Source organism: Candidatus Merdisoma sp. JLR.KK006 (genome assembly GCF_036941035.1).
Taxonomy (GTDB): domain Bacteria; phylum Bacillota; class Clostridia; order Lachnospirales; family Lachnospiraceae; genus Laedolimicola.
Genome location: NZ_JAYMNS010000025.1, coordinates 1 through 22,699, shown reverse-complemented (window position 1 = coordinate 22,699; position 22,699 = coordinate 1). Strand labels below are relative to the sequence as shown.

Genomic DNA, 22,699 nt, shown 5'->3' with positions numbered 1-22,699 from the left:
ACTTAGATGAAAAAGATTATGCTGGTTTTTGGAACAAGGCCGGAAGCCATCAAAATGTGTCCATTAGTAAACGAATTAAAGAAAAGAAAAAATGTGAAAACAGTGGTTTGTGTTACAGGGCAACATAGGGAAATGCTGCATCAGGTATTAGAGATATTTCGTATTGTTCCGGATTATGATTTAGATATTATGAAGGCCAGCCAGACGCTGTTTGACGTTACGCAGAATATATTGGAAAAAGTAAAAACTGTTCTGGAAAAGGAAGAGCCGGATGTTGTATTGGTTCATGGAGATACATCTACAACATTTGTTACAGCCTTAGCATGTTTTTATATGAATATTGCAGTGGGGCATGTGGAAGCCGGACTGCGCACATATAATCTGCGTTCGCCGTTTCCGGAAGAATTTAACCGACAGGCGGTTTCAATTATTGCCAGATATCATTTTGCCCCAACAGAAACAGCGAAACAGAATCTGCTGAATGAGGGAAAAAAAGAAGAAAATATTTTTGTTACAGGAAATACAGCAATAGACGCATTGAGAACAACAGTAAAGAAGAAGTATTCTCATAAACATTTGGAATGGGCCAGTGACAGCCGTCTTATTTTAATTACGGCTCACAGGCGGGAGAATCTGGGAAAACCGATGGAAAATATGTTTCGTGCAATTCGAAGAATTGTAGACGAAACATCGGATATAAAGGCAGTTTATCCGATTCATATGAATCCACTGGTAAGAGAAACAGCAAATTCAATTTTGGGAGGGGATGAAAGAATTAAAATAATTGAGCCTCTGGATGTATTGGATTTTCATAATTTTTTAGAGAGAAGTTATCTTGTATTAACAGACAGCGGAGGAATTCAGGAAGAGGCTCCATCCTTAGGAAAACCTGTTCTGGTGATGCGAGATACAACAGAACGGCCGGAAGGAGTAGCAGCAGGAACTTTACAATTGGTCGGGACAGATGAAGCGAAAATATATACAGCTTTTAAAACATTAATTGAAAGCAAAGAAGCTTATGAGAGAATGAGCAAAGCATCAAATCCATATGGAGATGGCCATGCATGTGAAAGAATAGCAGATATTTTATTGAAAGGAGTTCACGATGATTCCATTATATAAACCACACATGCCGCCATTGCCAGAACTGGATGATATTTTATATTCTGGTCAATTGGCATATGGAAAATACGCAAAAGCCTTTGAAGAGAACCTTGAAAAGTTTTTGGGGAAGGATGCACATGTCTGGGCAACAAATTCTTTTCATATGGCAATTTCGGTTGTAATTTCATTGTTGGAAATACATCCGTTTGATGAAGTGATTGCGTCTCCTATGGCGTGTCTGGCATCAACACAGCCTTTTGCATCACAGGCAATCAAGGTTCGCTGGGCGGATATTGATCCATATACAGGGACATTAAATCCTGACAATATCAGAAAGAAGATTAATGCAAAAACAAAGGCAATTGTACACAATCATTTCTGTGGCTATCCGGGATATATAGATGAAATTAATGCAATTGGAAAAGAATATGGAATTCCGGTTATTGATGATGGGATAGAGTGTTTCGGAAGCGAATATAAAGGCAGAAAAGTCGGAAACTGCGGAACGGATATTACTATTTTTTCGTTCAATGCAGTAAGAATTCCGAATACAGTAGACGGAGGAGCTATCGTAATAAAAGATCCAGATCTGTATAGAAAAGCGGAATTGATTCGTGATTGCGGAATTGACAGAAAAAAATTTCGGGACGATTTGGGTGAGATTAATGCAAAATGCGATATTACACTGACCGGATACAGTGCGACTATGAGTGATGTAAACGCCTATATTGGTTTACAACAGATGAGAAGTATGGAGAGAATTTTGAAAGCTCAGCGTCAGCAGGCAATGCTATGGAGAAAAGAACTGATAGATGAGGAGGATATCAGGATATTGCAAAGAAGAGATATTAATCCAAATTACTGGGTTTTCGGAATATTGGCGTCCGATAAGAGGAAATGTATCCAGACCTATAGGAAAAAGGGCTGGTATGCATCGGGAGTTCATTTAAACAATAATGTATATTCCGTATTTGGAAAAGAAGAAACATTGCCGGGGGTACAAGAGTTTTATAAGCATTTTGTTGCGCTGCCGTGTGGATGGTGGATAGACGAATATAAAAAGATCTAATAAAAAGATAAGGCCAGATATACTGGCAGAATGGAGGAAGCTATGAAAGTGATTTTTTGGGCATACCGCCAGTGGGGAATTGATGTGTATGAAACAGTTGAACGTCATCCAAGAATAGAAAAAGCTGTTTTTTGTAAGAAGAGGGAACAGGTACTTGAACTTCCGTTGGAAGATTTTGATTTGCTGCTGACTTGCGGATTAAGTGAAGAACTTGGTGAAGAAATTGTATCCAGAATTACTGCTATAGGAGTTCATTGTGCAGAGTTAGACAGATATTCTTATGGCACACCCATCCAACTGCAGATATTAGACGGGATAAAATATACAAAACATAGAATTTTCAGTTTCACTTACGATGAAGAGTCAAAAAGGGCACATACGCACAACAGGTTATATGCAAATGAAGTGGTGCTGGATTTGTCGGGGAATATGTCAGATATTTGTGAGCAGCTTACAGCTACAAGTAAGGTTTTATTTAATCAATATTTGGATGAATATCCGAATAATGTATGGAGAAGCTGGCCGGAAGAGGACATAATCCGTCCCAAAAGAAGCCCAAAAGACAGCTGTTTGAGTAAAGAAGATTTGGCGAATATGGACACAGAAGAATTATACAATTTTTTCAGATGTTTAGAAGCTCCATATCCCAACGGATATATAGAGGATGAGAAAGGATGTTTATATATTGAAAGAGTCAGATATAAGAAGAAAGGACAATAAAAAAATAAGAGTTACATTTCTGGGTTATCGTTCTTGGGCGCTTACAGCTATAAAAGAGGTTTGTCAGATTTGCAGAATAGAGGTTGTAGATCTTATTGAAAGCAATGAAGAGTATCAAAAAAAGGTTCTTCAATATAAAGACGGGTATGTGGACTGCATTGTTTTGCTGGGGTGGAGTTGGATTATCACAGAAGATATATTAAAACGTTTTTTATGTGTAGGAATTCATCCATCTGACTTACCCATGTTTAGAGGGGGAAGCCCTATTCAGCATCAAATCATAAATGGTCTGGAAACGACAAAAATTTCTCTGATGACGATTTCAGAAAATGGTGTGGATATTGGAGACATCTGGGCAAAGGAGGAATGGGATATGACAGGGAATACCATGAAAGTGATATTTGAACATCTCAAAGACAGTTCGGTAAAACTGCTAAAGAATTTTTTTGATAACTTTTATGACTTGTCTCCTGTACCGCAAAACTTGAAGGAAGGGAGCTATTATGAAAGAAGAAAACCGGAAGACAGTAAGGTGACCTGGGAATTGCTGAGTACTATGGATTTGAAGAAGGTATACAATTTAATACGTGCGTTGACGGACCCATATCCTAATATTTATATAGAAGATCATGCAGGAAACAGACTTTATTTTAAGGAAGTAGAATTTTCTGAAAGCTTATAAGAACGCTGGAATAACCTCTCATATATGAGAGGCTTATATTTTGTACAGAATTTGGGAAGAGAGGTTTTGTATGTTTCGAGGGAAGACGCTTTTAATTACAGGAGGGACAGGATCCTTTGGAAATGCTGTCCTGAATCGTTTCTTAAAGACTGATATTCAGGAAATCCGCATATTTTCCCGTGATGAATTAAAACAGGACGATATGCGGCATTTTTATCAGAAAGAATATCCAGAATATAGTGATAAGTTAAAATTCTATATTGGCGATGTACGTGATATTCAAAGTGTTCGTAATGCTATGCATGAAGTGGATTATATTTTTCATGCAGCAGCATTAAAACAGGTTCCGTCATGTGAATTTTTTCCGGTAGAGGCGGTAAAGACAAATGTGCTGGGCACTGAAAACGTCTTGTCTGCTGCTATCGAAATGGGAGTTAAAAAAGTAATCTGCTTATCAACAGATAAGGCGGCCTATCCAGTGAATGCCATGGGAACCAGCAAGGCTATGATGGAAAAAGTAATTGTGGCAAAAGCACGTACCGTAGCACCGGAGAAAACGGCTATTTGCTGTACACGCTATGGAAATGTAATGTGTTCCCGTGGCTCCGTAATTCCATTATTTATCAATCAGCTGAAGGATGGGAAGCCGCTGACCATAACAGAACCATCAATGACAAGATTTATTATGAGTTTAGAGGAAGCTGTGGAGTTAGTGGTTTTTGCATTCCGGAATGCAGAATCGGGGGATATAATGGTCCAAAAAGCGCCGGCCTGCACCATAGAAATTCTTGCACAGGCAGTAAAAGAACTGTTTCATTCTGAGTGTGAAATGAAGGTAATCGGTATTCGTCATGGCGAAAAAATGTATGAAACGCTGTTAACAAATGAAGAATGTGCGCATGCAGTTGATTTGGGAGATTTCTATCGTGTACCGGCGGACAAGAGAGACTTAAACTATGATAAGTATTTTAAGCATGGCGATACTGGCCGCAATCTGTTGACAGAGTTTAATTCAAACAATACAGAGCTGTTAACGGTAGAACAGGTAAAACAAAAGCTGTTATCATTAGATTATATCCGCAGTGAATTGATGAAGTGGGAGGAAAGAGCGTGAATATACTTGTCACTGGGGCAAAGGGATTTATTGGAAAGAATTTAGTTTTAACGCTTCAGAATATTCGTGATATACAGGGTAAACGGGATCAGACAGATATAGACTTTCATATTTTTGAGTTTGATCAGGATACAGATAAAAAACTGCTGGAGATATATTGCAAATCGGCAGACTTTGTCTTTCATCTTGCAGGGGTAAACAGACCGCATAATCAATCCGAATATATGGAAGGGAATTTTGGATTTACCTCAGTGTTGCTTGATACATTAAAAAAGTATCATAATACATGTCCGATAATGCTTTCGTCTTCTATACAAGCTGGTCTTGAGGGGAGGTATGCAGACAGTGAATATGGTAAAAGCAAAAAAGCAGGGGAAGATTTAGTGCTTTCTTATGGAAAAGAAACAGGAGCTTCTATTTATATTTATCGTTTTCCCAATGTTTTCGGAAAATGGTGCAGACCGAATTATAATAGTGCAATAGCAACGTTTTGCCATAATATTGCATGTGGGGAACCGATTTGTGTGCATGACAGAAATGTAAAAATGACTTTGGTATATATTGATGATGTGGTGGAAGAGTTAATCCGGGCGCTGTATGGAAACGCCACAATGGATGAAAAAGGCTACTGCTATGTACCAGTGGAGCATCATGCCGCATTAGGAGAGCTTGTGGATATGATTTATTCTTTTCAAGAGTGCAGAGAAAAAGGAATTGTGGCAGATATGACGGAAGGAAGTCTTTCCAAAAAACTGTATGCAACTTATATCAGCTATCTGCCAGAGGATAAATTTTCTACATGCCTGAACATGCATACAGATGAAAGAGGTTCCTTTACAGAAATTCTGCGTACTATGGACAAAGGCCAGTTTTCTGTTAATATCTCAAAACCTGGTGTTGTAAAAGGAGAGCACTGGCATCATACAAAGCATGAAAAGTTTCTAGTAGTAAGTGGGAAGGCCCTGATACGTTTAAGAAAAGTGGGAATCGATCCAGTCACAAAAGATAAATATCCGGTTATAGAATATCATGTCAGCGGTGAAACACTGGAATTGGTGGATATTCCAACAGGTTATACACATAACATTATTAACGAAGGAGAATGCGACCTGGTGACATTTATGTGGAGCAGTGAATGCTTTGATCCGGAAAGACTGGATACCTATAGACTAAAGGTAGAGGAGTAGTATAAGAGAATGGGTAAACTAAAATTAATGACTATTATAGGGACAAGACCAGAGATTATCCGTCTTTCTGAAGTGATTAAAAAATGTGATATTTATTTTGAACAGATTCTGGTTCATACCGGCCAGAACTATGACTATAATTTAAATCAGATATTTTTTGAAAATTTAGGACTTCGGGCACCGGATTATTATTTGGATGCAGTTGGAGCAGATCTTGGGGAAACCATTGGAAATATCATTGCTAAAAGTTACAGGCTTATGTCAGAGATAAAACCAGAAGCCTTACTGATATTAGGTGACACCAATAGCTGCCTGAGTGCAATTAGTGCAAAACGTCTGCATATACCTATTTTCCATATGGAGGCAGGAAACAGGTGCTTTGATGAATGTCTTCCGGAAGAAACGAACCGCAGGATTGTAGATCATATAGCGGATGTAAATATGTGTTACAGTGAGCATGCAAGGCGATATCTTAATGCAGAGGGAACAGCAAAAGAGAGAACCTATGTGACGGGGTCTCCTATGGCAGAAGTATTGCAGGCGAATTGGGATAAAATTATGTCCAGTGATATTTTGAACAGACTGGGATTAGAAAAAGGAAAGTATATTTTATTATCAGCTCACAGGGAAGAAAATATTGATACAGAGAAGAATTTTATAAGCTTATTTACGGCGGTGAATGCTTTGACAGAAGAATATAATATTCCGGTACTTTATTCATGCCATCCAAGAAGCAGATATTTTATAGAGAAAAGAAACTTTTTACTGGATGAGAGAGTGAGAATGCATGAACCATTGGGATTTCACGATTACAATCACCTTCAGTTGAATGCATTTGCAGTAGTCAGTGACAGTGGAACATTGCCGGAAGAGATCAGCTTTTTTAATGCTCATGGATGTTCGTTCCCGGCAGTGTGTATTCGGACAAGTACGGAACGGCCGGAAGCTTTAGACAAGGGTAATTTTGTCCTTGCAGGAATTTCTTCCAAACAGGTGCTGCAGGCTGTGGGCGCGGCAGTTGAAATGATTAAAAATGGAGATAACGGGACAAAAGTTCCATGCTATACAGATGAAAATGTCAGTGTAAAAGTCGTAAAGTTAATACAGAGCTATACGGGGATTATAAATAAGGTAGTATGGCGGAAGGATTGAAAGCAGAAAGGTTCAAAAATTAAAGGGATGTCAGGTGGATGAAACAATGTTATTAATTGAACAAAAAAAGGAGAAAATAATACTGGGGGGTAATGCAGCAGTATATCTTGCTGGAGGATATAGTCTATATGTGTCAAAACATGTATGGGACTTTCAGCTTTTTTTGTTTTGGGCAATCCTTGTTTTAATTTCAAATGTTATAGTTTATACCAGGAAACTAAAATATGATCGCTGCACAATAATATGTACTTTGATATTTTCTTTTGGTTTTATAGGGAATGCATTGTTTATTTGGCCTGTTGTTCAGGGCATAAAATTAGGAAATTTAGTAAAATATTTAATAGATGTTTTATTTTTTCTGCCGTTGGTAAGAACATTAGTATATCTGATTGAAAATCTATCTGTGTTTATTTTGAAAGAGAATATTTTTGAATCTGTTAATAAGGTAAGGCTATTGAGGTATAGAAAGGCAGATTTTGTATTGTTTTGTACTTTATCTGCATTAATTGTCTGTAGTTTATATGTGGTTATATATAATCCAACTAATGTATCTTATGACGCATACAGACAGAGTGCTGAGGCCATGGGATTACTAGATGTAGAAGCGTATTTTGGATTGTTTTATATTTATTTTTTAAGAATAGTTTATCTTTTATTTTCAAATATTGTTGTAGTATCATATCTGCAATATATATTCTTTGCATATATTTTTGCAGAAATATTATATTATGTATACCTAAAAACCAAAGTATCTATTAAATGGCTGATTGTGCTATATCTGGTAATTCTGTTATCCCCCAATATATCAATAATGCTGACATTTGTTTCAAAAGATGTGCCATACGCCTTGGCAATTACCTGGATGACAGTCTGCCTATGCATTTTATCAGACAAGGAGATATTGATAAAAAAATCAATCTATGTTGAATTTTCCATATCAATAGTTCTGGTTGCATTGATTAGACAAAATGGGCTTGTTGTTGTACCATTTGTTTTCATATGTTCATTATTTTTATTAAAAGATAAAAACGTATTAAAAACCTATATAATATCCTTTATAGTCATTGGCATTATGGCTAATATTTTAACGGAAGCAGAGTATATTCCTACACCTAATGGATATAAATATGTAGGATTATTTCAAGATTTGTATGGGGTTTATCATAATGGAGGGAATTTGGATAAGGAAGTCTCTGATCTGATTGATGAAGTGGCAGATGATAAATTACGTGCAGAATATACACCTTACCATGCAGTGGACTGGGAATATACATTAACAGAAAGAATGGATAATATGAAGGTTAGCGATTTCTTATCTATGTATATAAAAACAGCTATTAAGAATCCGGCAATGATGGTAAAATTAGTTCTTTGCCGAAATGATTCTATTTGGGATATATATGTGGGTATGGAGGGAGTTGAGGCACTTAGTCATTTGCCTGTCAAATATGAGAATCCGACAGAACTAGCACTGGAAGAATTTATTCCAATACATAAGTACAATAATGGGGAGCTAGTGCTTGATAAAATTGGCGGGCTTACCATGCTGCCTGTGTTTAAAGGTTTTTTTTGGAGGGTAGGACTAAGCTTTCAGATAATATTTATCATTTTAGTTCTAAGTATAAGGGACAGGAAGAACATGGTAGCTTTTCTTCCTGTAGCAGCTCATGTTTTATTTTGTTTCATTGCATTAGGGTGGTCTTCGTATAGGTATTCATGGTGCATTTCTATAGTAATGCCTGTTATTTTGCTAAATTACTTTTGTAAGAAGAATAGGATATGAATGCTGCTTTATATTTCTTCAAAATAGATTTATAGAAAGGCTGGGCTATGCTTTTTAATTCATATATATTTGTTTTTCTTTTTTTGCCAGTATGTATTTAGGGATACTTCTCACTGAATCATTTGAGACAGAAAATGCTGGCATCTTGTTTTATTTTAAGTATTATAATTTTTTACTTGAAAATATAAATGCAATATGGAAACAGGATTTGCCCTTAAAGACAATTCTACTGCCTCTTGGCGTCAGCTTTTTTACATTTCAGCAGATTCCCTTTGTGATAGATACGTATAAGGGGGAAATACCGAATTATGGATTTATCAATTATGCTTCTTTTGTAACCTTCTTTCCACAACTGATAGCAGGCCCGATTGTAACTCATGATGAACTGATTCCGAAGTTTATGGATGAATCTAAAAAATGATTTTCACAGGACAATTTCGCAGAGGGTATTTATATATTTACCTTTGGCCTTTCTAAAAAAGTACTGCTGGCTGATACTTTTGGAAATGCTGCTAATTGGGGATTTTCTAATATATACCCCTTGGAGGTAATGGGGGCAATACAGACTTATGTGAATGTGATGGTTGTATTTCTTTTGAGTGGGTTATGGCATGGAGCAAATTGGACTTTTATTTTAGGGGGCCTGCCATGGTGTTTTCTCTGTAATAACACGGCGATATAAAACACAGATTGAAAGGTTGCATCCAGCATTAAACTGGCTTATCACATTTTCATTTATAAATGTCACCTGGGTGATTTTTCTGGCTGGATTCTTGATACTGGCATTTTTACTGATTCTGGGTTTTGAAAATACATATGAAAAAATGAAGAAATTTGCACCCACAGTTGTATAATGATGTGAAGTATATCTTTAATAAAGCAATTTTATTGAATGACACCTATTCTGTGTTTGAATATACAAAGGCAGGCAATAAAACAACAGATTTTGATTCCTATAGTAATTGGAATGCATCTTATATTTTGGGGAAAGATGTGTTAGATGCTTTATATGCAAGATGCGAAAAATTAGATATAACAGCAAAGATGACAGATGAGGATTGTCGGAATTTACAGGAGAATTTAAATCAAAATGGAATGTTAAATAGACAGTTTGAATTAGAAAAAGAGGCTATTAAGACTTTATTAGCTTATGACAATGTGTATTTGTTTGCCTTTTTAGATGAATATAATATGATTTGCGATTTGAATAATTATAAAGATGTAAGACATTATGGAGAAAATATAAATTCTCAAATTCTTTTAAGGATGTGCCATAAGGAGCATTTGCTTATAGAGAATTATGAGGAATATTGTGATAATGTTTATAAATTTTATACAACTTATGATTATGACGCACTCTTTTAACAAGAGCTTTTTGGGGAAGGAGTGGAGTTTGCAAGATTACCTAAGGCAGTTGTATGATGAATTCATCCTCAGATCTTGTTCCGTCTGGTTATATCCTACAGGTATACCATAATTTATGTCCTTTTAGGGTAAAAAGATTAGGGACTCTTTTCCGGCAGAAGGGTTATAAATGCTATTGGAGTTCAACAAAAGAGAAAAGGGAGGAATACCTGAAACTTCCCTTGATAAGTGTATTAAGGCTATACATAAGTGCAAGGTATATTTTGGGAGCATTGTTATACGGTATGGAACATAGAAGTAAGCAGCAGAAAATCATTTACAGAGTTAGAGTATGATGAGACAATAAAAAATAAACTTCCAGTACTTGTATAAGGAAAACGGCCGAATCATCTGATGGAAAAGAGCCCTGTTCCATCATTGAAAAACATTTCTGTTATTTCTTTTCAGTGAAGAAATTATTCAAAATTCATATTTTTTTCTTAAATCCATATATCATATTCCATATTTCGTTTTACTAAAAGATATGAGTAAAAACACACAAAAAAGATCTATTGTGTCTATTCCGAAAATGAATTATAATATCATTGAAATTTAGAAGAATGATATAAAAAAGAATAGAACAAAGGAGAATAGACCACTATGAAACTAGGCATCGTAGGGCTCCCCAACGTGGGAAAAAGCACCCTTTTCAATTCACTGACCAAGGCAGGCGCGGAATCTGCCAATTACCCTTTTTGTACCATTGACCCCAATGTAGGCGTGGTGGCAGTGCCGGACGAGCGTCTGGGACTTCTGGCGGCTCTGTACGATTCGGCCAAGATTACCCCTGCAGTTATTGAATTTGTGGACATTGCAGGTCTGGTAAAAGGAGCCTCCAAAGGAGAGGGGCTGGGCAATCAATTTCTGGCAAATATCCGTGAAGTGGATGCCATTGTTCATGTGGTTCGCTGCTTCGAGGATTCCAATGTAGTCCATGTGGATGGCAGTATAGCTCCCTTGCGTGATATTGAGACTATCAATCTGGAGCTGATTTTTTCCGATATTGAGATTCTGGAGCGGAGAATCTCCAAGACCGTTCGGGGAGCACGCAATGATAAGACACTGGCAAAAGAGCTAGATCTTCTGGAACGTATCAAAGCATGGCTGGAAGAGGGAAAGATGGCAGCAGGCTTTGAGATTGAGGATGAGGACGAGCAGGAGTGGATGGCAGGATATAATCTCCTGACTGCCAAGCCGGTGATTTTTGCGGCAAATGTGGCAGAGGATGATCTGGCAGATGACGGAGCAGCTAACACATATGTACAGGAGGTACGCAGCTTTGCAGAGGAATATGGGAATGAAGTGTTTGTCATCTGTGCTCAGATAGAGCAGGAGATTGCGGAGCTGGATGATGAGGAAAAGACCATGTTCCTGGAGGATTTGGGATTAAAGGAATCAGGACTTGAGAAGCTGATCCGTGCAAGCTACAGCCTTCTTGGCTTAATCAGCTATCTGACAGCCGGAGAGACAGAGACCAGGGCATGGACAATTAAAAAGGGAACCAAGGCTCCTCAGGCGGCAGGAAAGATTCATTCTGACTTTGAGAGGGGATTTATCCGGGCCGAGGTGGTGAACTATCAGGATCTCTTAGACTGCGGCTCTTATTCGGCCGCCAAGGAAAAGGGGCTGGTTGGACTGGAAGGCAAGGAGTATGTAGTGAAGGATGGGGATGTAATTCTTTTCCGGTTTAATGTATAATATACAGAGGATATTGTGATAGAAGAAAGGGGCAGAAAAGCATTTTCTGCCCTTTTTCTGCATAGGCTGTAAACAGAATATAAAGCATTTGCGGAGGTGGCAATTGCGAGAACTGATTATGGCCCTTATGGAACAATACGGCTATCCGGGTATCTTCTTTCTGATTGCAGTGGAGAATATCTTTCCCCCTATTCCGTCAGAGATCATCCTGCCTTTCGGAGGTTTTTTGACTACATATACCAGGCTCTCCGTTTTTGGAGTGGTTTTTTATTCCACCTTAGGTTCTCTGGCAGGAGCCCTGGTTCTTTATGGTGTGGGATGGCTTCTTAATCGGGAGCGTCTGATGCGGCTAGTGGCAGGCCCGGTGGGAAAAGTGCTCTGTTTAAAGCCTGTGGATGTGGCAAAGGCAGATGGCTGGTTTCTTAAGAAGGGGACAAAAACCGTATTTTTCTGCCGTTTTATCCCGATTGTACGCAGCTTGATTTCCATACCGGCCGGTATGAGCCGGATGCCTATGGGAATCTTTCTGGCATATACCACAGTGGGAACCATTCTCTGGAATACGGCATTAGTCTCCTTAGGAGCCGTCTTAGGGGAATCGTGGGGGAGAATTGCTTATCTGGTGGGGGAATATTCCCATATTATGCTGATTGTAATCTCTATCAGCACTGTAAGCGGAATTATCTGGTTTTATCGGACGCACCCAAAGGACGGCAGGCATACAAGCATAAAATAAGGTTGAGCAGTTCCTGACGATAGTACATTATACCAGAAACTGCCGCTGACAGAAAGCTGGCAGAAAAACATAAATCACAACTTAGAAAGAGGACTTCTATATCTAGGTATCACGTCAGATGCCGCCACAAGATATAGAAGTCCTCTTTTTTTCGGGGAAATTTCTTAAAAATTCCTCTAAAATTACCTCCAAAAATGCTTGATTTTTGCAAAAAAGTGAGATACTATTAATTCATAAGTGGTGAAAAGTGGTGGAAAGTGGTTTTTAGGTATAAAATAGTGGAGAATCAAACCTAAAATAGAACGAAAGAGGGGTGAGCGCTATGTTCCGCGGCGAATACAACCATTCGGTGGACACCAAGGGCAGGCTCATCATTCCTTCCAAGTTTCGGGAGCAGTTAGGGGAAGAATTTATTGTAACCAGAGGACTGGACGGCTGTCTCTTTGTGTTTCCCATGAAAGAGTGGGAGGAATACGAGGAGAAGCTGAGGAAGCTTCCCACGACTAACAAGAACGCCCGTTCTTTCGTAAGATTTCTTACTGCAGGCGCCACTTCCTGCGAATTTGACAAGCAGGGGAGGATTCTGATTCCTGCAACCCTTCGCAAGTTTGCGGAGATTGAGAAGGATGTAGTTTTGGCAGGACTTCTGAACCGGATCGAGATCTGGAGCGAGGAGAAGTGGAATCAGAATAACAATTACGAAGAGATTGATATGGATGAGATTGCAGGTCAGTTGACAGATCTGGGGTTGGATATTTAATTCGTTTGGCTTTGATGGACAAGCCTCATCCGGCAGCGGACGAGGCAGGCGGGAGGCTTAAATGGAATTTGCACATGTGTCGGTTCTCTTAGAAGAGACCATCGAACAGCTGAATATTCAACCGGACGGGATCTATGTGGACGGGACCCTGGGCGGAGGCGGACACGCTTATGAGGTGTGTAAGCGTCTCGGGGAAAAGGGCAGGCTGATAGGAATCGATCAGGATGCCGATGCCATTAAGGCAGCAGGAGAGCGCCTTCGGGAGTTTGGAGATCAAGTTGCCATTGTCCGCAGCAATTACTGCAATATGCGTCAGGAATTACAGAAGCTTGGCATAGACAGAGTAGACGGAATTGTACTGGATTTGGGGGTTTCCTCCTACCAGTTGGATTCTGCCGAGCGCGGTTTTACATATCGGGAAGATGCGCCTCTGGATATGCGGATGGATCAAAGGCAGCTAAGAACGGCAAGAGACATTGTGAACGGATATACGGAGCCGGAATTATTCCGCATCATTCGGGATTATGGCGAGGACAAGTTTGCAAAGAACATTGCCAAGCATATTGCGGCGGCCAGAGAGAAGAAACCCATCGAGACTACCGGAGAACTTACGGAGATTATCAGGGGCGCCATTCCTGCAAAGGTGCGCATGAACGGCGGCCATCCGGCGAAAAAGACCTTTCAGGCTATTCGGATAGAATTGAATGGAGAACTTGAAGTTCTGAAAAGTACATTGGATGATATGATCGATCTGCTGAAGCCGGGGGGGAGAATTTGTGTTATAACCTTCCATTCCCTGGAAGATCGGATTGTAAAGACCATTTTTAAGACAAATGAAAATCCCTGCACCTGCCCTTCTAATTTTCCTGTGTGTGTGTGTGGTAACAAACCGAAGGGCAGGTTAGCTGTTAAAAAGCCAATTGTTCCAAGTGAGGAGGAATTGATAAAAAATAAAAGATCTAAGAGCTCAAAGCTTCGAGTTTTTGAGCGGATCTGAGTGAGAATTGTGAGAAGCAAATGGCAGAAATTAGAAGCATGTATACAGACAAAAGAAAAGCTTCCAATAAAAGCAGACAGACTTATGTTAATGGCACAGCAGCCCGTAAGCTTCAAGTTGTAGAAGAGCCAAGAAAAGGTTCCAGAGACAGGCAGGCGCATCGCCCCCGGGTACATCATTACAGACGGGAAAAGGTGCGGTATCTAAGCATTGGATATTCCCTGTTTCTGACCGCTGCATCAATAGTAGCCCTTTGGGTATGTGCTGGTTATCTACAGCTTCAGGCGGATAATTCGGCCAGAATGAAAAACATTGCAACATTGGAAGCACAACTGTCAGAGCTGAAAGCAGAAAATGATGATGAATACAACCGGGTCACTTCCTCCGTGGATCTGGAGGAGATTCGGGAAATTGCGATCAATGAGTTGGGCATGGTATATGCGGGAGCTGATCAGGTGATACTGTATGACGGCCAGGGCAGTGACTATGTAAGACAATATGGAGAGATTCCCAAGGCAGACAATGGACTGAAGGGGATTCTTGGTTCCAAAGACAGGTGAGAATGTGAGAAAATCAGTACAAAAAAGGCGGCAGAGCAGAAAAGCCGTAATGGAACATCGCATGAAAGGAAAGCTGGCACTATTATTTACCATAATAGTGCTTACTTTAATTGGTGTAAATGTCAGGCTGGCCTATATCAACCGGACAAATGGAGATAAGTACACGAAGAAGGTTTTGGCCCAGCAGGACACGGCCAGCACGCTGCTTCCCTATCGACGGGGTGACATTCTGGATCGGAACGGCACAATTCTGGCTACCAGTGAGAAGGTTTACAACCTGATACTGGATCCCAAAGTACTGTTGCAAAATAAGGATGAGGATGCAGAAAAAGACTGCGTGGAACCAACCATACAGGCTTTGACGGAATGCTTTGAGCTTGACGAGGCAGAGCTTCGCACAACCTTAAGTGAGAAGAAGGACAGCAGCTATGTACCCCTTCTGCGTCAGTTGACCAAGGATGAGACAGCAGCATTTCGGGAGATTCAGGAGGATAAAGAACGGGGGACGAAGATCAAAGGAGTCTGGTTTGAGGATTCCTATATTCGCCGTTATCCTAACAATTCTCTGGCCTGTCATGTGGTAGGCTATACGGTAACGGGCAATCAGGGACAGACAGGAATCGAGGAAGAGTACAGCAATATTCTAAATGGAACCAACGGCAGAAGCTACAATTATTTAAATGAGGATTTGGAGCAATCAAAGTCGGTGAAAGCTGCTACGGACGGCAATAGTGTGGTATCTGCCATAGATATAACTCTTCAGGGAATTGTAGAAAAGTACATTGACAAGTTTATAGAGGACTATACGAATAAAAATATAGAAGGACCAGCGGCTAAAAATATTGGTGTCATTATGATGGATCCCCAGACAGGGGAAATCCTTGCCATGGCAGGAGATGTGGATTTTGATTTGAATGATCCTCACGATCTGGTGGAGAATGGCTACATACCTCAGGAAATTTATGATGCAATTGAAAGCAATCCTCATATTCTTGTAGATCAGGGATATATGCTGGAGCGGGAATATCAGCAGTTAGAAACGAATGGTAAGCTGGATAAGGAAAATCTGGTTCTGTTTCTCCAAAACCAGATGTGGCGGAATTTCTGTATCAGTGACGGCTTTGAGCCGGGCTCTACCGTAAAACCTCTTACGGTGGCGGGAGCATTGGAGACGGGAACAATTAATGATTCTATGACTTTCCTCTGCGATGGCAAACAGGTGATTGTGGAAGGACAGAAGCCGATCACATGTGCAAAGAAAGCAGGACATGGAATCATTACGCTGGAAGGAAGCCTTATGTTTTCCTGCAATGATGCATTGATGCAGATTGCTGCTATGGAAGGATATGATAACTTCTTAAAATACCAGCAGATCTTTAATATTGGATTGAAGACGAATATTGATCTTCCCGGTGAGACGAACAATGCGTCTACCGTATTCAGCAAAGATACCATTGGTCCTACGGAGCTTGCAACCAGCTCCTTTGGCCAGGGCTATAATATGACCATGATTCAGGTGGCCAGTGCTTTTTCTTCCGTAATCAATGGCGGATACTATTATAAACCTCATGTGGTAAAGAAGATTTTGGATTCCAATGGCGGTACGGTGGAAAATATCAACCCGGTTTTGGTAAAGCAGACCGTGTCGGCGAAAACCTCTTCCCTGATTCGCCAGTACCTGTATCACACCATGTACGGAGAGGCAGACGGCAACGGAAATAATGCTACGGGAAAAAAGGCAAGAGTGGCAGGCTACGCCATGGGCGGCAAGACGGGAACGGCTGAGAAGATTCCCCGTTCTGCAAGAAAGTATTTAGTATCCTTTATTGGGTTTGCACCGGTGGATAATCCCCAGGTGGTCTGTTATGTGGTGGTGGATGAGCCCAATGCGGCAAGTTCAGAGACCCAGGCAAGCAGTTCTTTTGCTCAGGAGATTTTTAAGAATATTATGAAAGAAGCTATGCCTTACTTGAATATATACCCCACGGAAGAGATTCCGGCGGACATGCAGGATGAGGTAGATGCGGAAAATGCTGCCAAAGCTCAGCAGAAAGCAGAACAGGAGGGGGAAGAAGGCGGCGAGGAAGGAGAAGAAGATATGGGAGGAGATGAGCCGGCTCCGGAAGGCGTGCTTACAGATCCGAATACAGGAGAGCAGGTTAAGATGCCTACAGAAAAAGATTTAGAGGGGCAGGAGGATGAAGGCGTCCTTGGTGGTATCGAGAGCCCTCTTTTGGGAAATGAGGAAAGTGGAGAGCAGAGCCCGGAAAGCCCAGAGAGTCCCGAAGAACCGTAAGACTGGCCAGGCAGCAGAAACCACAGATACAGGGCATCCTAATGCATACCCTGCGGGACTGAAGATATAAATGATGAACAAAACGAGACTTCTAATGAAGTCTCGTTTTCGTTATGATAAGAAAAACGGAAAGGCAGGAGAGAGTTTTTGCAGCATTTCTTTGTATACTGCAATATATTTCTTTTGATTCAGGCGATATTCTGCTTAAAACATTTGAGGACTGCCTTTCAGTTTAAACCTTCCCACAAGGCTCTTCATAAGCTGTGACTGGCTGGAAAGCTCTTCGCTTGCAGCTGCGCTTTCTTCCGCAGTTGCGGAGTTTGTCTGTACAACACTGGAAATCTGATCAATTCCCATTGTAATCTGAGAGATCGCATCAGCCTGAGTGCTGCTGGCCTCTGAAATCTGTCCGATAATCTCTGTCATTTCACTTACGGCATTTAATGCCTGGAGCAGAGACTGGGCTGTCTCATTGACTATCTGAGTTCCATTTTCTACGGCCTTTAATGAATTTTCAATCAAAACAGAGGTGTTCTTAGAGGCTTCCGCACTTTTGCTTGCCAGATTGCGGACTTCATCGGCCACTACAGCAAAGCCTTTTCCGGCAGTGCCTGCCCGGGCGGCTTCCACGGCAGCGTTAAGGGCAAGAATGTTGGTCTGGAAAGCAATATCTTCAATTGTCTTAATGATTTTTCCGATCTCATTGGAACAGTTACTGATATCATCCATTGCCTGTATCATCTGCTGCATTTTTTCGTTGCTCACATTCATTTCCGTGCTGACGCTGCCTGCGGTTACATTTGCCTGCTGTGCGCTGTCCGCATTCTGATTTACCTTGTTGGAGATTTCATTAATGGTGGCGGCCAGTTCCTGCACGGAGCTTGCCTGCTCGGTTGCTCCCTGGGAAAGGGCCTGTGCTCCGTTGGATACCTGTTCTGAGCCGCTTGCAACCTGAGAGGAGCTTTGGCTAATCTGCTGCATTGTGTCGTTGAGCTTTTCCGCAATGCCCCGGAAAGAGACAAGCAGAGGATAGAAGCCTCCCGTATATTCTTGTTCGCAGATAGAATCCACCGTAAAATCTCCGGCAGCCATCTTAGCAAGGAATTTATTCTCATCATCAATAATTACCTGAAGCTTACGGATTAATCTGCGTACCTGTGCAGCGAGAACACCCAATTCATCTTTTGAGGTATAGGAAATCTCTACATCCAAATTACCCTCTGCCATTTTTATGGCAGCATCCTCAATCTCGGAAATAGGAGTCTTAATCAGGCGTATAATCACAAATGAGAAGAAAACGCCCACAAGGATTATAACAATGATTACCGCTGCCATAAGGCCGGTGGCAGTTCTGTAGAGGAAAAGGCTTTCTTCTGTTGCGGCATCACTGCCTTCCGTATTGTAGGTGATAATATCATTAAAGGCGCTGTTTAAAGAATCATAGAGCCCTACACATTCGCCCTCCAGGATAGCACGGGCGTCCTCCGTGCGGCCCTGTTTGGCTAATGCCATCATTTCTTCGTCCGCTTCATTGTACTGTGTCCAGAGATTATTTGCATTATTATAGAAATTTTGTTCTTCTTCGTCAATTAATCCCTTATATGCAGCTAAGAGGGTCTCCATCTCTTGTTTTTCACTTTCAAGGTAGCGAAGGCTGGATTCCTCCACTTCATCCGAAATTGCGGTAAGATATCCTAGTTCATTAAGACGAATATTAGAAAGGGTAGCGGTCAAATCTCTTGCCGTATCAACACTGGGAAGCCAGCTTGTTGATATATCATTTGTCATATCATTCATTCGGCCCATAAGATAAAATGACATACCGCCGATAATAAGCATGCCAGCCAGCGCAACTCCTATAAGGATATAAAGCTTTAGTCTGATTTTTAAATTTCGTATGTAGTTAATCATGTCTCTAATCTCCTTTTATTTTCTGCTGCTCATAATTGCCGGATTCGAAAAATAATTGTTATTTTTCATATGGCTTTTCCAAAATATATCGACATTTTTTGCTTGTTTGATAAGTAAAATTAGAAAATAGACAAAAAAAATGACAGTGGAGGTGCTTTGCATAGGCGTGGATACGACGGAGATGAACAAAGAGGGCTTTTGGGCTATGGCGAAGCAGGGCCAGGCCATCCGGCAACAGTGATTATGGCAGTTACCAATACGGATCAGTTTGCTGCTGCGGAAAGGATCGGCGCTGATGAGGTAAATGCAGGAGACGGCATAATGCGTGTCAGTAAATAGATGATGCTGTTATTTTTATCAGGGATGATATAAGAAAATGAAATATTACAACAAAAAGAAAATAAGAATGCTAATGTGCGAAAGATCGCTGAATCCATATCCTATTGACAATGGAATACCGGATAGATATACTTAAAATCAGTTGGCAGCGGCTGACAAAAAGCGGCCGCATTTATTGAAGATGGCGGTTGGCATAAACTAACCTATGCCGAACAGGAAACGGAGGGTGATTATATGATTGAATTTCATCATTGAAAAGCAGAATCACCTCTCCGGAGAATAGTTTTTTGATCACCAGAACAGTAGCAGTATCATCGTGACTTGAAAGCAATGCGGAAACAAGGACGTTTGTGTCGATTACTGCATAGCAAAACATTTATTCACTTCTATACCGTGCCTGGCGAATAAGAAATGCCATAAATACAAATCTAATTAGTTCTGTCAAGAAAAATATCAGATATTCAGCGATATTTAGACATTCGCAATCATCCCCTAGAAGTAATAAAAAAGATTTTTAAAGTTCGCAACTTTTTTTATATGATTCAGGCTTCCTTTTTTTGTATGATATGGTTGTAACAGGAAAGAGAATTCAAAGCTTTCAAGATTGATATCTACCGGCAAAGGCCGGTTTGATATAGAGTGTGTCCATATCCCATGGCTTTCAGGCTTTAGCCTGAGCGGTGCGGCGGCTTTCTAAGCCGATGGCATTCCGGAATGGATGCAAAAAAACGATGTTCGGAGGTTCGAATCCTCCCCCATGTGAGAATGGGTGGCTAAGTGGTTAAAGCGATCGTAAAATTTATTTGCAACTGTCAATTGCAAAACCAGAAGACGGAAGAAGGTGTTTGGCTTTTCCCGGGGAGCCTGGGATATCAAAGATTTGGAGATTTCCATTTCTTCGGATAGAACAGGACTTCCGGCCGCAGAAAGGCAGTATGGCTTTGGATACCGAAAGCAGATCAAAAGGGACAATCTGCCTCTCAGGGGTTGGATCCTCCCGGCAGAACTCTTTCTTAAGGAGCCATCCCCATTTCGGCGGTGGGAAAAGCAGACGCACTTCCCTATGAAGAATGTAAGGCAAATGCGTTTTAAGATGTATGCATTTGGTTTAGAAAAATGTGAGAAAGAGGGGATAGAAATGAAGTATTTGATTAAGGAGCAGGAATGCGGATATCTGCTGAAGAATGGAATTTTGGAGGGACTTTTGTTTGCCGGAAAGCATCAGATTTTTTCTTTCCTTGGATATGAGCTTCGGATTGTATCTATGATGGGCAAGGTGGATACGAAGAAGCTTCCCGTGGAGCTTTTGATGCGGCAGCCGGAGTTTGCAAAGCGTGTGGTGCGGGTGCGTATTCCAGATCATTGTATCGGGATTCATATGGTGGACGGTATTTACAAGCAGGTTTTGATGGACGGGGAGGCCCTCTATTGGAATGTGTTTGAGGAAAATGAGGTTCGGCTGGTGGATGTGACCGGTACGGAAATGACGGAAGAGCAGGTGCCCGGAATGTACCGCCATTTGATTCCTACACGGCTCTATAAGAAGGTGGTCATTGGCGAGGGGGAGACAGGGCTTTTGTACATAGACGGGCATTTTGACAGGGAGCTTGCCTGCGGAACTTATTATTACTGGAATTATGCTCATGAGGTGTCCTGTAAGATCTTTAATCTGAAAGTGCAGCAGCTGGATATTTCCGGCCAGGAGATTTTGACGGCGGATAAGGTGGGAATCAGGCTCAATATTTTGTGCAGCTATCGGATTACGAAGCCTTTGGAGCTGGTGAAGAAGATGGAGGGAGCTTCCAAGCTTTTGTATACCCGGGTTCAGCTTGCGGCAAGAGAGTATGTGGGACAGTTTCGTCTGGATGAGCTTTTGGCTCAGAAGGAGGAGATTGGACGTGTGCTGGGGCAGAGGCTTTTGGAGGTGCAGGAGGAATACTGTGTGGAGGTTCTGGATGTGGGGATCAAAGACATCATTCTGCCGGGGGAGATTCGGGATATTATGAATACGGTTCTGGTGGCGGAGAAGAAAGCACAGGCCAATGTGATTATGCGTCGGGAGGAGGTGGCTTCCACCAGAAGTCTTTTGAATACGGCGAAGCTGATGGAGGAGAATCCGGTGTTGTATCGGTTGAAGGAGTTGGAGTATTTGGAGAGGATCTGTGATAAGGTGGGATCGATCTCGGTGAATGGGGGTGGGAATATTTTGGAACAGTTGGCTGGGATGGTGGTGCCTGAAAGGAAAAATGCGTGAGGTTTCCCGGCCTATTTTGTGCCAGTCCCGTTTTTACGTTGTTGAAGGTAGTTGGTGGAATGGTTTTGTAAATATTTTCTTTAGATCGGATGTGTAATTATACATTCTTGTAAGATGTTTGGTGAGAGGATATGGAAAAGGGATTGAAAAAATGCGGTTTTATATTATAATTTATGTTTAAAAGAAAGCGTTATCTGCAATTGTTAAGGCGTTTGCAAAAAATGAATATGATAGTTATATTTTTGCGGCTTCAATTACAATCTAATGTTGGCTTTAAGGAGAAGCTATGGCAGGCAACAGATTAATTCCAAATGGCTGGGCATATAAATGGAAATTTGGATAGGGCGTTAAGCGGAAAGAAGTGATGCAATGAAGTACCTGATAAAATATTTCATAGATTTTACAGTGTTGGTTTTCCTGTATGTTTTCGTCTTTTTCAGGAAGTGGAGGACCCAGGGCAGAGATAGACTGCTTGTCAACACTCTCATGTATGCTTACCTCTCGCTGGTACTCTATTTTACTATGATGCCGGTAGTCGTAGCCATACCATTTATGCTGGACCATCCCTATAAACCCATGAATCTGGTGCCGTTTATCGACGTTTCTTTGGGGAGAGGGGACTTTTTCAGGCAGGTGTTCTTGAATGTTATCATGACCCTGCCCTTCGGGTTCCTGCTTCCGCTGACAGGGGGCAAAAGGACCAGATTTGGCGTGACGGTGTTTTTCTGCTTTTTGATGAGCTTAGGCATCGAACTGTTACAGCCGTTCTTTGACCGGTCATCGGATATCACGGATCTGATCACGAATGTGATCGGCGGAGTGTTGGGTTATGGTCTTTATGCTATATTTAAGCCAGTCACCTTTTGGGTCTTGGAGCGTTTGAAAACCAGATGACAGGCTGTTTTGCGGTAAATTATCGTTTATAATAAATAT

The 22,699-nt window shown here is 41.0% G+C and carries 20 protein-coding genes; 19 read left to right on the top strand and 1 reads right to left on the bottom strand.

Annotated elements, in window-relative coordinates; translation table 11 throughout:
• Positions 1–6: 6 nt before the first annotated feature.
• The 16 genes from wecB (VSQ61_RS16700) (at position 7) to VSQ61_RS16625 (ending at position 17,262) form a co-directional block, all read left to right on the top strand.
• On the top strand, positions 7–1,122 hold the full coding sequence (gene wecB / locus VSQ61_RS16700; RefSeq protein ID WP_334345528.1) for a non-hydrolyzing UDP-N-acetylglucosamine 2-epimerase: 1,116 nt from the start codon (positions 7–9) through the stop codon (positions 1,120–1,122).
• Positions 1,106–2,173 carry a DegT/DnrJ/EryC1/StrS family aminotransferase gene (locus tag VSQ61_RS16695; RefSeq protein ID WP_334345527.1) on the top strand — a complete coding sequence of 356 codons (1,068 nt, stop codon included), beginning with the start codon at positions 1,106–1,108 and terminating at the stop codon, positions 2,171–2,173. Before wecB (VSQ61_RS16700) ends, VSQ61_RS16695 begins: the two co-directional genes overlap by 17 nt.
• Positions 2,174–2,215: 42 nt before the next feature.
• Positions 2,216–2,893, top strand: a complete 678-nt coding sequence (locus VSQ61_RS16690; RefSeq protein WP_334345526.1) for a hypothetical protein — start codon at positions 2,216–2,218, stop codon at positions 2,891–2,893.
• Positions 2,859–3,575 (top strand): formyltransferase family protein, encoded by a 717-nt coding sequence (locus VSQ61_RS16685; protein ID WP_334345525.1) that lies wholly within the window; start codon positions 2,859–2,861, stop codon positions 3,573–3,575. The genes VSQ61_RS16690 and VSQ61_RS16685 overlap by 35 nt, the downstream gene beginning before the upstream one ends.
• Before the next feature lie 70 nt (positions 3,576–3,645).
• Complete coding sequence (locus tag VSQ61_RS16680) at positions 3,646–4,689, top strand: polysaccharide biosynthesis protein (RefSeq protein WP_334345524.1); 1,044 nt, start codon at positions 3,646–3,648, stop codon at positions 4,687–4,689.
• The gene (locus VSQ61_RS16675) at positions 4,686–5,876 is read left to right on the top strand and encodes a capsular polysaccharide biosynthesis protein CapF (RefSeq protein WP_334345523.1); all 1,191 of its coding nucleotides are present in this window, start codon (positions 4,686–4,688) and stop codon (positions 5,874–5,876) included. Before VSQ61_RS16680 ends, VSQ61_RS16675 begins: the two co-directional genes overlap by 4 nt.
• 9 nt (positions 5,877–5,885) lie before the next feature.
• Positions 5,886–7,028, top strand: a complete 1,143-nt coding sequence (gene wecB, locus VSQ61_RS16670; protein WP_334345522.1) for a non-hydrolyzing UDP-N-acetylglucosamine 2-epimerase — start codon at positions 5,886–5,888, stop codon at positions 7,026–7,028.
• 46 nt (positions 7,029–7,074) lie between these two features.
• Positions 7,075–8,811: a hypothetical protein gene (locus VSQ61_RS16665; protein ID WP_334345521.1), complete on the top strand. Its 1,737-nt coding sequence runs from the start codon at positions 7,075–7,077 to the stop codon at positions 8,809–8,811.
• Between the two features lie 208 nt (positions 8,812–9,019).
• The gene (locus VSQ61_RS16660; RefSeq protein WP_334345520.1) at positions 9,020–9,232 is read left to right on the top strand and encodes a hypothetical protein; all 213 of its coding nucleotides are present in this window, start codon (positions 9,020–9,022) and stop codon (positions 9,230–9,232) included.
• 485 nt (positions 9,233–9,717) lie between these two features.
• Positions 9,718–10,176, top strand: a complete 459-nt coding sequence (locus VSQ61_RS16655) for a hypothetical protein (protein ID WP_334345519.1) — start codon at positions 9,718–9,720, stop codon at positions 10,174–10,176.
• Positions 10,177–10,815: 639 nt separating this feature from the next.
• Complete coding sequence (gene ychF, locus VSQ61_RS16650) at positions 10,816–11,913, top strand: redox-regulated ATPase YchF (RefSeq protein ID WP_334345518.1); 1,098 nt, start codon at positions 10,816–10,818, stop codon at positions 11,911–11,913.
• Between the two features lie 103 nt (positions 11,914–12,016).
• A complete protein-coding gene (locus tag VSQ61_RS16645; protein ID WP_334345517.1) occupies positions 12,017–12,649 on the top strand; it encodes a DedA family protein in 633 nt (210 codons plus the stop codon).
• A 322-nt stretch (positions 12,650–12,971) separates the two neighbouring features.
• Positions 12,972–13,409: a division/cell wall cluster transcriptional repressor MraZ gene (mraZ, locus tag VSQ61_RS16640; protein ID WP_334345516.1), complete on the top strand. Its 438-nt coding sequence runs from the start codon at positions 12,972–12,974 to the stop codon at positions 13,407–13,409.
• A gap of 61 nt (positions 13,410–13,470) precedes the next feature.
• Entirely contained in the window at positions 13,471–14,406 is a 936-nt protein-coding gene (rsmH, locus tag VSQ61_RS16635) for a 16S rRNA (cytosine(1402)-N(4))-methyltransferase RsmH (protein WP_334345515.1), read from the top strand.
• A 20-nt stretch (positions 14,407–14,426) separates the two neighbouring features.
• The gene (locus VSQ61_RS16630) at positions 14,427–14,966 is read left to right on the top strand and encodes a cell division protein FtsL (RefSeq protein ID WP_334345514.1); all 540 of its coding nucleotides are present in this window, start codon (positions 14,427–14,429) and stop codon (positions 14,964–14,966) included.
• A 49-nt stretch (positions 14,967–15,015) separates the two neighbouring features.
• Complete coding sequence (locus VSQ61_RS16625) at positions 15,016–17,262, top strand: peptidoglycan D,D-transpeptidase FtsI family protein (protein ID WP_334345513.1); 2,247 nt, start codon at positions 15,016–15,018, stop codon at positions 17,260–17,262.
• 204 nt (positions 17,263–17,466) lie between these two features.
• Here the strand turns inward: VSQ61_RS16625 and VSQ61_RS16620 are convergent, their stop codons facing one another.
• Complete coding sequence (locus VSQ61_RS16620) at positions 17,467–19,173, bottom strand: methyl-accepting chemotaxis protein (protein WP_334345512.1); 1,707 nt, start codon at positions 19,171–19,173, stop codon at positions 17,467–17,469.
• Between the two features lie 156 nt (positions 19,174–19,329).
• Here VSQ61_RS16620 and VSQ61_RS16615 point away from each other — a divergent pair, with 156 nt between their 5' ends.
• The 3 genes from VSQ61_RS16615 (at position 19,330) to VSQ61_RS16605 (ending at position 22,660) form a co-directional block, all read left to right on the top strand.
• Complete coding sequence (locus tag VSQ61_RS16615) at positions 19,330–19,512, top strand: hypothetical protein (RefSeq protein ID WP_334345511.1); 183 nt, start codon at positions 19,330–19,332, stop codon at positions 19,510–19,512.
• Positions 19,513–20,650: 1,138 nt separating this feature from the next.
• Entirely contained in the window at positions 20,651–21,766 is a 1,116-nt protein-coding gene (locus VSQ61_RS16610; RefSeq protein ID WP_334345565.1) for a slipin family protein, read from the top strand.
• 369 nt (positions 21,767–22,135) lie between these two features.
• Positions 22,136–22,660, top strand: coding sequence for a VanZ family protein (locus VSQ61_RS16605; protein ID WP_334345510.1), 525 nt, complete (start codon positions 22,136–22,138; stop codon positions 22,658–22,660).
• Positions 22,661–22,699 lie beyond the last annotated feature (39 nt).